The sequence below is a fragment of the Brevundimonas lenta genome, from assembly GCF_014196335.1.
GTDB classification, from domain to species: Bacteria; Pseudomonadota; Alphaproteobacteria; order Caulobacterales; family Caulobacteraceae; genus Brevundimonas; species Brevundimonas lenta.
The window spans coordinates 307617-320740 of sequence record NZ_JACIDM010000001.1; the positions used below are offsets into that span (position 1 = coordinate 307617).

The 13124-nt window shown below is 68.4% G+C and carries 13 protein-coding genes; 9 read left to right on the plus strand and 4 right to left on the minus strand.

Going from position 1 to position 13124, the window contains the following annotated elements; translation table 11 throughout:
* Positions 1 to 6: 6 nt before the first annotated feature.
* The 4 genes from coaE to GGR12_RS01640 are packed head-to-tail and all read right to left on the minus strand — an operon-like array spanning position 7 to position 2937.
* A complete protein-coding gene (coaE, locus tag GGR12_RS01625; protein WP_183202189.1) occupies positions 7 to 648 on the minus strand; it encodes a dephospho-CoA kinase in 642 nt (213 codons plus the stop codon).
* Positions 645 to 1442, minus strand: coding sequence for a shikimate dehydrogenase family protein (locus tag GGR12_RS01630; RefSeq protein ID WP_183202191.1), 798 nt, complete (start codon positions 1440 to 1442; stop codon positions 645 to 647). The genes coaE and GGR12_RS01630 overlap by 4 nt, the downstream gene beginning before the upstream one ends.
* On the minus strand, positions 1439 to 2074 hold the full coding sequence (locus GGR12_RS01635) for a Maf family protein (protein WP_183202193.1): 636 nt from the start codon (positions 2072 to 2074) through the stop codon (positions 1439 to 1441). The genes GGR12_RS01630 and GGR12_RS01635 overlap by 4 nt, the downstream gene beginning before the upstream one ends.
* A complete protein-coding gene (locus GGR12_RS01640) occupies positions 2068 to 2937 on the minus strand; it encodes a pyruvate, water dikinase regulatory protein (RefSeq protein WP_183202195.1) in 870 nt (289 codons plus the stop codon). The genes GGR12_RS01635 and GGR12_RS01640 overlap by 7 nt, the downstream gene beginning before the upstream one ends.
* A gap of 512 nt (positions 2938 to 3449) precedes the next feature.
* On the opposite strand from GGR12_RS01640, the gene hemE reads away from it, so the two are divergent.
* The 9 genes from hemE to GGR12_RS01685 all read left to right on the plus strand — a co-directional run bounded on the left by hemE (position 3450) and on the right by GGR12_RS01685 (position 13116).
* On the plus strand, positions 3450 to 4496 hold the full coding sequence (hemE, locus tag GGR12_RS01645; RefSeq protein ID WP_183202197.1) for a uroporphyrinogen decarboxylase: 1047 nt from the start codon (positions 3450 to 3452) through the stop codon (positions 4494 to 4496).
* Positions 4493 to 5551 (plus strand): ferrochelatase, encoded by a 1059-nt coding sequence (hemH, locus tag GGR12_RS01650; protein ID WP_183202199.1) that lies wholly within the window; start codon positions 4493 to 4495, stop codon positions 5549 to 5551. The genes hemE and hemH overlap by 4 nt, the downstream gene beginning before the upstream one ends.
* Positions 5548 to 6009, plus strand: a complete 462-nt coding sequence (locus GGR12_RS01655; protein WP_343053055.1) for a CopD family protein — start codon at positions 5548 to 5550, stop codon at positions 6007 to 6009. Before hemH ends, GGR12_RS01655 begins: the two co-directional genes overlap by 4 nt.
* Before the next feature lie 479 nt (positions 6010 to 6488).
* On the plus strand, positions 6489 to 7907 hold the full coding sequence (gene rho, locus GGR12_RS01660) for a transcription termination factor Rho (protein ID WP_183202201.1): 1419 nt from the start codon (positions 6489 to 6491) through the stop codon (positions 7905 to 7907).
* A gap of 48 nt (positions 7908 to 7955) precedes the next feature.
* Complete coding sequence (locus tag GGR12_RS01665; RefSeq protein ID WP_183202203.1) at positions 7956 to 8183, plus strand: DUF6489 family protein; 228 nt, start codon at positions 7956 to 7958, stop codon at positions 8181 to 8183.
* Between the two features lie 139 nt (positions 8184 to 8322).
* Positions 8323 to 9630 (plus strand): tRNA uridine-5-carboxymethylaminomethyl(34) synthesis GTPase MnmE, encoded by a 1308-nt coding sequence (gene mnmE, locus GGR12_RS01670; protein WP_183202205.1) that lies wholly within the window; start codon positions 8323 to 8325, stop codon positions 9628 to 9630.
* Between the two features lie 207 nt (positions 9631 to 9837).
* Positions 9838 to 11694, plus strand: coding sequence for a tRNA uridine-5-carboxymethylaminomethyl(34) synthesis enzyme MnmG (gene mnmG / locus GGR12_RS01675; protein WP_183202207.1), 1857 nt, complete (start codon positions 9838 to 9840; stop codon positions 11692 to 11694).
* Positions 11695 to 11696: 2 nt separating this feature from the next.
* The gene (gene rsmG / locus GGR12_RS01680; RefSeq protein ID WP_343053144.1) at positions 11697 to 12314 is read left to right on the plus strand and encodes a 16S rRNA (guanine(527)-N(7))-methyltransferase RsmG; all 618 of its coding nucleotides are present in this window, start codon (positions 11697 to 11699) and stop codon (positions 12312 to 12314) included.
* Positions 12304 to 13116, plus strand: coding sequence for an AAA family ATPase (locus GGR12_RS01685; protein ID WP_183202209.1), 813 nt, complete (start codon positions 12304 to 12306; stop codon positions 13114 to 13116). The genes rsmG and GGR12_RS01685 overlap by 11 nt, the downstream gene beginning before the upstream one ends.
* The last annotated feature ends 8 nt before the right edge of the window (positions 13117 to 13124 follow it).

The window sequence follows — 13124 nt, forward strand, 5'->3', positions numbered from 1 at the left end:
GTCCCCTTAATGGGATGGTTTGCCGGTTTCCGGAAGGCGCGGACCGGGCGCGGTCCACCCCGGGGCGAGAACCATCCCCACGATTTCGTCGACCTGGGCGCGGGCGGCGTTCAGGCCGTGACCGGTATCGATCACGAAATGGGCGCGACGGCGCTTCTCCGCGTCCGGCAGCTGCTGGCTGAGAATGGCTTCAAAGCGCTCGCGGGTCATGCCGGCGCGGGCGAGGACGCGGGCGGCCTGGATTTCGGGATCGGCGGTGACGACGATAACGGCGTCCACCGCGGCGTCGCCGCCGGTTTCGAACAGCAGGGGGATGTCGAGCACGGCCAGTTTCACGCCGCCCGCGGCCGCCGCCTCCAGATCATCCAGCCGGCCTCGCACCACCAGCGGATGGACGATGGCCTCCAGGCGGCGGAAGGCCTGATCGTCGCGGCCCAGCGCCGCCGCCAGACGGGTCCGGTCGACCGCGCCGTCTACGACCACACCGGGGAAGGCGGCTTCAACGGGTTCGACCGCCGCGCCGCCGCGGGCATAGAGTTGGTGCACGGCGTCGTCGGCGTTCCAGACCATGGCGCCCCGGTCCGCGAACATGGCGGTGGTGGTCGACTTGCCCATGCCGATAGAGCCGGTCAGTCCGAGAACGATCATGCCACGGCCTCCATAGCCGCCAGGGCGACCGCCCGGATGTCGATCGCGGGCGGTTCAATGCCGAAGAAGGCGCGGAACGACGGGCGGGCCTGCCCGATCAGCATGGCCAGACCATCGACGATGACCAGGCCGCGCGCCCGGCCGGCGAGGAGAAAGTCCGTCATCAGGGGACGATAGGTCATGTCCATCAGAACGGCGTCGGACCGCAGAAGGGACAAATCGATCTCGGGCCGGACGCTGAGGGCGTTGACCACCAGGGCGGCCTCGGGAAGCGCATCGGCGTCGGCGGCGCGGACGCCGAGGTCTTCGGCGAGACCATGGGCGCGGGCCAGAGTGCGGTTCAGCACCCCGACGTCGGCGCCGGCCGCCTTCAGGGCATGCGCCGCCGCACGGGCCGCGCCGCCGGCGCCCAGCACGACCACCGGCCGGCTCCGGAGGTCCAGTCCCGGCGCCTGTTCGGCGAGGGCGGACAACAGGCCTTCGCCGTCGGTGCTGTAGGCGAGCACCGAGCCTTCCTCGAACACCAGAAGATTGGCCGAACCGCAGGCGCGCGCGGTCGATCCGGCCTGGTCGGCGAGCGACAGGGCCTGCTCCTTGAACGGGGCGGTGACGTTGAGGCCGCGCAGGGCGCCGCGCCGGCCCTGGGCCACCAGCGCCTGGAAGCCGATGGCTCCGTCCGGCGCGAGGGCGTCGTACCGCGCATCCAGTCCCGCCGCCGCGATCCAGGCCCCGTGGATGACCGGACTGAGGGAATGGGCGATCGGCTGACCGGTGACACCGGCGCGGATGGTCATGAGCGAAGCACTCCGGCGCGCCGGAGCTCCTCCAGAACCCGCCACAACGGCAGGCCCAGGACGGTGAAATAGTCGCCGTCGACCGCCTCGAACAGTTGCGAGCCCATGCCCTCGAGCCGGTAGGAGCCGACACAGGACAGCAGACCTTCGCCCTCAGCGGCCAGGTAGGCGTCGAGGAAATCGTCGGAGAAGGCGCGCACCTTCATCGCCGCCGTGTCCACGCCCGACCAGACGATCTGTCCGTTGTGGGCGAGGGCGGCGCCGGAATGCAGATGGTGGGTGCGGCCACGCATGGCGCGCAGGCGATCGCGGGCCTCGTCCAGCGAGCCGGCCTTGGAGACGAGACCGCCATCGAAAGCGAGGGTCTGGTCGGCGCCGAGAACCCAGGCGTCGGCGTCATGGCGGGAGACGGCCAGCGCCTTGATCCGGGCCAGTTCGACCGCGAGGCCGGCGGCGTCGGCCGGATCGTGGGTCGCCTTGACCGCATCTTCGTCGACATCGGCGACCTGGACGGCGAAGGGCACGCCGGCGCCCTCCAGCATGGCGCGGCGGGCGGCGCTCTTTGAAGCGAGGATAAGGCGTTCCCCGCGCTCAAGTAGCCCGAAGGGCGATAGCGCATCAGAAATCACCATGCGGCCCCCACGCGATGGGTGCGGCGCTCGTTGAGCACATTGATGATGGCGGCGGCGGTTTCCTCGACCGAGCGGCGGGTCACGTCGATGACCGGCCAGCCCCGGCGTTCGAAGGCCCGGCGCGCCTTGACCGTCTCGTCACGGACGGCGTCGTGGTCGATGTAGGAGGAGGCGCGGCTGGCGTTCAGCCCGTCCAGACGGTTGCGGCGGATCTGGACCAGACGGTCCGGCGAGACGGTCAGGCCGATAACCAGAGGGTTCTTGAGGCCGACTAGGCGTTCGCCGTCCTCCTGACCAGGGACGAGAGGCACATTGGCGGCGCGGATGCCCCGGTGGGCCAGGTAGATGCAGGTCGGGGTCTTGGACGTGCGGCTGACCCCGCACAGGACGACGTCGGCGCTTTCCAGCTGTTCGGTCGAGCCCTGACCGTCGTCGTGGGCCATGGCGAAGTCCAGCGCGGCGATGCGATTGAAATAGTCGGTGTCGAGCGCGTGCTGGGCGCCCACGCGGGTCGACAGGGCCGCGCCGAGATAGCGCGACAGGGCCCCGACCAGCGGATCCAGTGCCGCGATCTGGGGCATGTCCAGCTTACGGCACCCTTCCTCCAGCTGTTCGCGCAGCTCACGGTCGACGAGGGTGTGCAGAACCACGCCGGGGGCCGAGGCGATCTCCTCCAGCACCCGCTCCATCTGCCGCTCCGAACGGACCAGGGCGTAGATGTGCTCGATGGGGATGACGCCGTCGAAGCGCGCCACCACGGCCTTGGCCATGGCGTTCAGGGTCTCGCCGGTGGAGTCCGAAACGAGATGGACGTGGAAATAGGTGGCCAGACGCGACGGCCCGGCCGGACGGGCGGGACTCATGTGGAGAAGCTCATCGGCGGCCGGGGAAACGGAGGTCCATGGGGCAGACTCCTGTGGACGGGGCAGTGCGCCGTTCTGCGGACGGCCGGGCGCCGATCTCTATAGCGGGCCATGGTCGAGCTCGCGAGCGGGATGAAGGTGGATGGCGAAGGCCGCCGTCCGAAGGTTCGTCCACGGACCGTCCCGGCGATCGACGCGCTCTGTGGAAGACCCGTCGAGGGAGCGGTCGGCGCCCAGGCCGGGCGAGGGCTCCAAACCCCCGGAAAAGCCCGATGTTAAGGCCTTGTTAAGGATTATCCCCGGTATCGACAGGGGGGCCCGGACCTGTCGAAGGGCCTGTGGCTATCTGCGGACAACCGCTCCGGAACCGGTCGATTTCGCCGACTTGTCCCCGCCATCCCCCGCCCAAGCCACTTCCTACCAAATATCTTCGATTCAAATGATGAGAAGGAAGGGGTGCGACACAGGCCTGGGCTTGAGCGTGGAGCACGCCCCCGGTAAGTCCGGTGGTGATGACCTCCCGGACCGATACGCCCCTGTTCCTCAAGGCCCTCGCCGGCGAGACGACGGAGCGACCGCCGGTGTGGTTCATGCGCCAGGCGGGGCGCTATCTGCCGGAGTACCGGGCTCTCCGGGCGACGACTCCCGACTTCATCTCGTTTTGCCTCAACCCTGAGAAGGCCGCCGAAGCGACGCTGCAGCCGATGCGGCGGTTCGGCTTCGACGCGGCGATCGTGTTCGCAGACATCCTGCTGATCCCTCAGGCCCTCGGCCAGGAGGTGTGGTTCGAGGCGGGCGAGGGACCGCGGCTGGGCGCGCTGCCGTCTGTGGAAAGCATGCGGGAGAAGGCCGCCGGGGCCGGCGAGGCGCTGAAGCAGGTTGGACAGACGCTGTCGATCGTCCGGGAGAACCTGGAGCCGGAGCGGGCCCTGATCGGCTTCGCGGGCGCGCCGTGGACGGTGGCGACCTATATGCTGGACGGCGAGGCGCGGACCATCGGCAAGGGCGAGCGGGCCCAGGCGCGAACCTACGCCTACGCCGAGCCGGAGAAGGTCCAGGCCGTGCTGGACGTGCTGGTCGAGGCGACCGCGCATTATCTGAAGATGCAGGCCGACGCCGGGGCGCAGACGCTGAAGATCTTCGAGAGCTGGGCCGAGGGCCTGCCGGACGATCTGTTCGAAAGCCTGGTGCTGAAGCCGCATCAGAAGCTGGTGAAACGGGTCCGCGAGCTGGGCGTGACCGTGCCGCTGATCGGCTTCCCGAGGGGGTCCGCGGCGCTGGCGGAGCGCTATGCGGCCGAATGCGACGTGCAGGCCGTGGCGCTGGACACCGCCTGTCCGCTGGAGGTCGGCAAGCGGGTGCAGGCGATCAAACCCATCCAGGGGGCGCTGGACCCCCTGCTGCTGCGCGCCGGCGGGCCGATGCTGGATCGCCGCGTCGATCAGCTGCTGGAGGCCTGGGGGAAGGGGCCGTGGATCTTCAACCTCGGCCACGGCATTCTGCCGGATGTGCCGATCGCTCATGTGGAACAGGTTCTGAAGCGGATCGGCGCGCAATGACCGCGCCGACGGGTCGCCGCATCGCCGTCGTCCTGTTCAATCTCGGCGGACCCGACGACCAGGCTTCGGTGAAGCCCTTCCTGTTCAACCTGTTCAACGACCCGGCCATCATCGGCCTGCCGGGCCTGTTCCGCACGCCGCTGGCGAAGCTGATCTCCAGCCGTCGGGAGAAAACGGCCCAGGCCAATTACGCCCTGATGGGGGGCGGATCGCCGTTGCTGCCCGAAACGCGGGGGCAGGCGGCGGCGCTGGAAGCGGTGCTGGCGAACCGGCTGCCCGGCGACGAGGTTCGGGCCTTCATCGCCATGCGCTACTGGGCGCCGCTGACCGAGGAGACGGCGGCCGATGTGGCCGCCTGGGGTCCGGACGAGATCGTGCTGCTGCCCCTGTATCCGCAGTTCTCGACGACGACGTCCGAGAGCTCCCTGGCGCGCTGGAACGCAGTCTACGCCGGGCCGGGCGCGAGCCGGACGGTGTGCTGCTATCCCGAGGCGCCCGGCTGGATCGCGGCTCAGGCCGGGGCTGTGCGGTTGAAGCGGGCCGAGGCGGGCGACCGGCCGGTGCGGGTGTTGTTCTCGGCCCACGGCATTCCCGAAACCCTGGTCCTGAAGAAGGGCGATCCGTATCAGGAGCAGGTCGAGAGCACCTGCGCCGCCATCGCCGCCGAAGCCGGCCTGGGCGAACGGGGGGCCGACTGGGACATCTGCTACCAGAGCCGCGTCGGGCCGATGAAATGGCTGGGCCCGTCGACCGTCGAGGCCATCCAGCAGGCGGCCTGGGACAAGGTCGGCGTGGTTGTGGTTCCGGTCGCCTTCGTCTCCGAACACGTCGAGACCCTGGTCGAGCTGGATATTGAGTACGCCGAAGTGGCCCATACGCTGGGCGTAGAGCCGTATCTGCGGGTGCCGGCGGTAGGCGTGGCTCCGGCCTTTATCGACACCCTGGGCGAGGCTGTGGTCGAGGCGCTGTGCCGGGGCGGGGTGGAGCCGCACGGGCCGGGCTGCCGGGCCGACTGGAAGGTCTGTCCGAGAACCTGCGACCGGAGAGCCGCGTGACCTTCGACATCATCCGTGGACTGCATATCCTCGCGGTCATCGCCTGGATGGCCGGCATGCTGTTCCTGCCGCGGCTTTACGCCTACGACGCCGAACAGGCCGACAAGCCGGAACCGCTGCGGTCGGACATGCGCGCGCTGCTGCGGGAATGGCAGCGCCGGCTGCTGAAGATCATCGTCAATCCGGCCATGATCGCGGCCTGGGTGTTCGGCGTGTGGATGATCGTCCTGCACGTCCAGAACCAGGGCTGGGGCTTCCTCGCCCAACCGTGGATGGTGACCAAGCTGCTGGGCGTCGTGGCCCTGTCGGGTTGGCACGGCTTCCTGGCCGGTGAGTTCAAGCGCATCCAGGCGGGGACATCGACCAAGTCCGGCCGCTTCTGGCGCATGACCAACGAAATCCCGTTCCTGATCGCCATCGTCATCGTCCTGTCGGTGACGACGGAGTGGACGTTCTAGGCGTCAACTGACGGGCTGCCGGAGGGCGCGCGCGGGCCTCGCGACGCCAGGAAGGCGAACAGGACAAATGCGATCACATTGATGATCGGCAGGATCCAGAGAAGGGCCCAGAACGGACTGTACCCGGCCTTCCTCAGAAAGAGGGCCATCGGCAGCATCGGCGCGAGGCCGATTAGCATTACGATCACCCAGTGTCCGACAGACATTGTTCCCACGGCGCCCTCCCCGGTTGCAGAAAACCTATCAGGAGCTGCCTGGAAGAAAAGGGCCGCGCTTGACCTCGTCGGCCGGGCGTGGTTTCGCTGGTCCTGAACCGATCCTGGCGCTCGCCGGACGGTCCCTCTCTTACAGCGATGCCTGCCGGATCGACCCAGCGGGAGTCCATCGCCTTCCCTGCCGGCCGCGAGGCCACCTATCGCCAGCCTGCCCCGACCTCGCTCCGGCGAGCGCCCGGGCGTGCACGCCAGAAGTAGAATTCCATGACCGACGTCCGCGACACCGATCCGACCGCCCCCGAAGCCGAGAACCTGGAAGGCGAACAGCCGACCAACGAGGTCTCCGCCGCCGACCTGCCGATGGTCGATCAGGAGGCCGGCGACGACGAGGAGGATGAGGGCGAGTCCATCGTACCCAACGGCCGCATCACGCTCGAAGAGCTGACCGAGAAGACGCCGGCCGACCTGGTCGCCTTCGCCGAGCAGCTGGAGATCGAGAACGCTTCCAACCTGCGCAAGCAGGACCTGCTGTTCGCCATCCTGAAGACCCTGGCCGACGAGGAGGTGGAGATCATCGCCTCGGGCGTGCTGGAGATCCTGCCGGACGGCTTCGGCTTCCTGCGCAGCCCGGACGTCAACTATCTTCCGGGCCCGGACGATATCTATGTTTCGCCTTCGCAGATCCGCCGCTTCGGCCTGCGCTCGGGCGACACCATTCACGGCGCCGTTCGCGGTCCGCGCGAGGGCGAGCGCTACTTCGCCCTGCTGAAGGTCGACTCGATCAATTTCGAGGACCCGGAAACGGTCAAGACCAAGGTCCTGTTCGACAACCTGACGCCGCTCTATCCGGAAGAGCGGCTGCACATGGAAATCCAGGACCCGACGCTGAAGGATCGCTCGGGCCGGGTCATCGACATCGTCGCCCCGCTCGGCAAGGGCCAGCGCTGCCTGATCGTCGCCCCGCCGCGGGTCGGCAAGACGGTGATGCTGCAGAACATCGCCAAGTCGATCGAGCGCAATCACCCGGAAGTCTTCCTGATCGTCCTGCTGATCGACGAGCGCCCGGAAGAAGTGACGGACATGCAGCGCACGGTGAAGGGCGAGGTCATCGCCTCGACCTTCGACGAGCCGGCCACCCGCCACGTCGCTGTCGCCGAGATGGTGATCGAAAAGGCCAAGCGCCTGGTCGAGCACAAGAAGGACGTGGTCATCCTGCTGGACTCGATCACTCGTCTGGGCCGTGCCTACAACGCCACCGTTCCGTCGTCGGGCAAGGTCCTGACCGGCGGTGTCGACGCCAACGCCCTGCAGCGTCCGAAGCGCTTCTTCGGCGCCGCGCGGAACGTGGAGCAGGGTGGGTCGCTGACCATCATCGCTACGGCCCTGATCGACACCGGCTCGCGCATGGACGAAGTGATCTTCGAAGAGTTCAAGGGCACCGGTAACTCGGAAATCGTCCTGGACCGCAAGGTGGCTGACAAGCGCATCTTCCCGGCCATCGACGTGCTCAAGTCCGGCACCCGCAAGGAAGACCTCATCACGCCGAAGGATCAGCTGGCCAAGACCTATGTCCTGCGTCGGATCCTCAACCCGATGGGTCCGCAGGACGCGATCGAATTCCTGCTCGACAAGCTGCGTCAGTCGAAGAACAACGGCGACTTCTTCCAGTCGATGAACACCTGACCATCCGCGCACGGATGGCTCGTGTTTCACGTGAAACGGAGTGACGCGATGAAGGTCAACGTTGAGATCGACTGCACCCCGGCGGAGGCCCGCGCCTTCCTCGGTCTGCCCGACGTCGCACCGCTGAACGACCATCTGGTCGCCGAGATGAAACGTCGGATGGACGAGAACATCACGGCCATGCAGCCGGACGAACTGATGAAGACCTGGACCAGCTTCGGCCTTCAGGCCCAGGACCAGTTCCGCAAACTGATGGAAGCGGCGGTCAAGCCGTGATCGCCGTCTCCTCCCCACGCCAGTGGGGAGGGGGACCGCGAACCGGTGGAGGGGTCATTGATCCCGAACGCCGACGTCGCCCCCTCCGTCACGCCGCTGGCGCGGCGCGCCACCTCCCCATGGAATGGGGAGGAGAGATTTGACCGACACCATCTTCGCTCTCGCCACGCCTCCCGGTCGGGGCGCGATCGCCATTATTCGCCTGTCCGGTCCGCGCACGGATGAAGCCCTCGCCGCACTCGGCGCGCCGGGGCCAAAACCGCGGATGGCGTCGCTGCGGACGCTGGCCCTCGAAGGCCGGCAAATCGACCAGGCGCTGGTGCTGCGCTTTCCGGCGCCGAACTCCTACACCGGCGAGGATTGCGCCGAACTGCATCTGCACGGCGGACGGGCCGTGGTCGAGGCGGCGAGCGGGGCCCTGATCGCGCTCGGGCTGCGGCCGGCGGATCCGGGCGAGTTCACCCGCCGGGCGTTCGAGAATGGGCGGATGGACCTGGCCCAGGCCGAGGCGGTGGCCGATCTGATCGACGCCGAGACGACGGCCCAGGCGGCGCAGGCCCTGGGGCAGCTGGATGGGGCGTTGTCCGAAACCTACGCCGGATTCCGCCGCGCCCTGCTGAAGGCCCTGGCCCTGGTCGAGGCCGAGATCGACTTCCCTGACGAAGAGGTGCCGGACAATCTGGCCCGGACGGCGGGGCCGGTACTCGACGGTTTGATCGCTGACCTGAAGGCGGCGTTGGCCGACGCGGGGCGCGGCGAGCGGGTGCGCGAGGGCTATCGCATCGTCCTGATCGGCGAGACCAACGCCGGCAAGTCGTCGCTGTTCAACGCCCTTGTGGCGCGGGAGGCGGCGATCGTCACGCCGATCGCGGGGACAACCCGGGACGTTCTGGACGCCGATCTGATCATCGGCGGATACGCCGTGACCCTGTCCGACACCGCCGGCCTGCGTGACAGCGATGACGTGGTCGAGGCCGAGGGCGTGCGTCGGGCGCGGGCGCGAGCGGAGCAGGCGGAGCTGCGGCTGTGGGTGCGGGCGCCGGGGGATGGCGAGGGAGCAGCCGCGCCGTTCGTGCGTCCGGGCGACCTGCTGGTTCTGACCAAGGCCGACATCGACCGGTCGGCGCCGTCGGCGGACCATGAGTCCATCGTCGTCAGCACTGCTACGGGGGAGGGGCTGGCGGCGTTGCACGACTGGATCGCCGCCCGGCTGGCGCGGGATCTGTCCGGGGCGGACTTCCCGGCGGTGACGCGGGAACGGCACCGGCGAAGACTGGAAGAGGCGCTGGCCGCAGTGGAGACCGGACGGCGGGCGCTGGATATCGCGCCCGAAATGGCGGGCGACGATCTGCGTCGGGCAGCGGAGGCCCTGGCCCGGGTCACGGGCGCGATCGGGGTCGAGGACATTCTCGGCGAGGTCTTCTCGACGTTCTGCATCGGGAAGTAGGGGGTCGTCACCGCGAGGGGGTTGTTTTGGGCCGCCGGCGCCGCCCCCTCCGTCACGCCGCTGCGCGGCGCGCCACCTCCCCATGAAATTGGGAGGAGACAGGAAAGCGGACGGGCGTTCGGTGACCCTCGGTATGGCCAAGGTTTCACGTGAAACAGTGACACTGCGCCGGTGGCGAATGGGCCGGTTTTCGACTATGTCCCCGCTATGAACTCCTTTGATGTCATCGTCATCGGCGGCGGCCACGCCGGATGCGAGGCCGCCGCGGCCTCGGCGCGCACGGGTGCGCGCACCGTCCTGCTGACCCAGAAGCTCGAGACCATCGGCGAGATGTCCTGCAACCCCGCCATCGGGGGACTGGGCAAGGGCCACCTTGTGCGCGAGATCGACGCCCTGGACGGCGTCATGGGGCGCCTGGGCGATGTGTCGGGTATCCAGTTCCGTCTGCTGAACCGCTCCAAGGGGGCGGCGGTGCAGGGCCCGCGCAGCCAGATCGACCGGCGCCTGTACCGCGAGGCCATGCAGGCCGAGCTGGCCAACACCCCGAACCTGACCCTGATGGCGGGCACGGCCGAGGGCCTGATCATGGATGGCGCGCGCGTCGTCGGCGTCGTCACGGGCGAGGGCATCGAGGTTCGCGCCGGGGCCGTGGTGCTGACGACCGGCACCTTCCTGAACGGCGTGATCCACAAGGGCGACGAACGCATTCCGGCCGGCCGTCACGGCGAGGCCCCGTCGACCGGACTGGCCGCGGATCTCTATGGCGCCGGTCTGCAGATGGGCCGGTTGAAGACGGGCACGCCGGCGCGGCTGGACGGCCGGACCATCGGCTGGGACCGGCTGGACAGCCAGGCCGCCGATGACGAGCCCGTGCCGTTCAGCTTCCTGACCGACCGCATCGACGTGCCGCAGATCGCCTGCGGCGTGACCCACACGACCGAAGAGACCCACCGGATCATCGCCGAAAACCTCGGCGAGAGCGCCGTCTATGGCGGGCATCTGTCGGGGCGGGGGCCGCGCTATTGCCCGTCGATCGAGGACAAGGTCGTGCGCTTCGCCGACAAGACCTCGCACCAGATCTTCCTCGAGCCCGAGGGGCTGGACGATCCGACGGTCTATCCGAACGGGATTTCGACTTCGGTGTCGGACGCGACCCAACTGGCCTTCCTGCGGACCATTCCGGGGCTGGAGACGGTCGAGGTGTTCCGCTTCGGCTACGCCATCGAATATGACTACGTCGACCCACGCGAGCTGAGCCCGGCGCTGGAAGTGAAGAAGCGGCCGGGTCTCTATCTGGCCGGCCAGATCAACGGCACCACGGGTTATGAGGAGGCGGGGGCCCAGGGGCTGATCGCCGGATTGAACGCGGCGCGGGCCGCCGCCGGCTCCGATCCGCTGATCCTCGGCCGCGACCAGGCCTACATTGGTGTCATGATCGACGATCTGGTGACGCGCGGTGTGACCGAGCCCTACCGGATGTTCACGAGCCGGGCCGAGTACAGATTGACTCTCCGCGCAGACAACGCCGATCAACGGTTGACTCCCCTGGGTCTGGAAGCCGGCGTGGTCGGGACGAAACGGGGCGCGGCCTTCGCCATCAAGGCGGCCGAACTGGCCGCCGCCTCGGCCCTGGTGCGGGGCACGGCATTCACGCCGAAGGAGGCGGGGACGCTGGGAATTCCGGTCAACGCCGACGGCCAGCGCCGCACGATCAGGGATCTGCTGTCGTTCCCGGGCGTCACGCTGAACACCTTCGAGGCCGCCTTCCCGCAGATCGCCGGCTGGTCGAAACAGGTGCGGGAACAGGTGGAGATCGACGCCGGTTACGCCGGCTATCTTGACCGCCAGGCCGCCGACGCCGAGGCGCTGCGACGGGAAGAGGCCCTGGCCCTGCCGGTCGATCTCGACTACGCCGCCATCGGCAGCCTCTCCAACGAGGTGCGCGAGAAGCTGATCATGGTCCAGCCCCGGACGCTGGGGCAGGCGGGCCGGATCGAGGGCATGACCCCGGGGGCGCTGACGGCGCTGTTGTCCCACGTGAAGAAGGCGAAGGTCGCAGCGTGAGCATTTCAGACGCGGCCGCTTTTCAGGCCCGGACCAACGCCACGCCGGCGCAGATGGCGGACCTTCAGACCTTCATCGACCGACTGACGGAAGCCAACGCCGTGATGAACCTCGTCGGGCCGGACAGCCTGCCCGACGTGTGGAACCGCCACATCTGGGACTCGGCCCAGCTGCTGGATTATGCGCCGGACGCCATGACCTGGGCCGATCTGGGCGCCGGGGCCGGTTTCCCGGGCGTGGTGCTGGCCATCATGCTGAAGTCGACGGCCAAGTCCCACGTGTGGCTGATCGACAGTCTCGGCAAGCGCTGCCGCTTCCTGCAGGAGGTGGTCGACGCGCTGTCGCTGCGGGCCACGGTGATCAACGGCCGGGCCGAGGAAAATGCGGTCACCGTCGATGTCGTGACCGCCCGCGCGGTGGCGCCTATGGAAAAGCTGCTCGGCTATGCACAGCCTTATCTGCAGAGAGGCGCGCAGGGGCTGTTCCTGAAGGGCGAAAAGGCTGAGGTTGAGTTGATCGAAGCCCGCAAGGTCTGGCGCTTCGAAAGCGACCTGTCCGTCTCGCGCAGTGACCCGCGCGGCCGTATCGTATCCGTCCGGAGCCTCCGCCGTGCGCGCTGACCGAAAGACCCGCGTCCTCGCCGTCTCCAACCAGAAGGGCGGGGTGGGCAAGACCACCACGGCCATCAACCTCGGCACCGCCCTGGCCGCCATCGGCGAGAAGGTGCTGATCGTCGACATGGACCCGCAGGGCAATGCCTCCACGGGTCTGGGCGTTCCACGTGAAACACGCCGGGTGACGATCTACGACGTGATCGTGGACGGCCGCGCCGTCGACGATTCCGCCGTCCAGACCTCCGTGCCGGGGCTGTTTATCCTGCCGGCCGATCCGGACATGTCGGGCGTCGAGATCGAGCTGAGCCAGGCCGATCGCCGCTCGTTCCGCCTGCGCGATGCGCTGGGGTCCCAGGGCCGGGACGGACATACCCGGTACGACTATGTGCTGATCGACTGCCCGCCGTCGCTCAATCTGCTGACGCTGAACGCCATGGCCGCGGCGGACGCCGTGCTGGTGCCGCTGCAGTGCGAGTTTTTCGCGCTGGAGGGCCTGACGCAGCTGATGAAGACAATCGACATGGTGCGCCAGAGCCTGAACACCTCGCTGGAGATCCAGGGCCTGGTCCTGACCATGTTCGATCGCCGCAGCGCCCTGTCGGGGCAGGTGGCCAACGATGTGCGCGCCCACTTCGGCGACAAGGTCTACGACTCGGTCATTCCGCGGAACGTGCGGGTCGCCGAGGCGCCGTCTTTCGGCAAGCCGGCGCTGATCTACGACCTGAAATGCGCCGGCAGCCAGGCCTATCTGCGGCTGGCGCGCGAGGTGGTGGCGCGTGAGCGCAAGCGGCGCCTGCAGGCCGCGTAGTACAGATT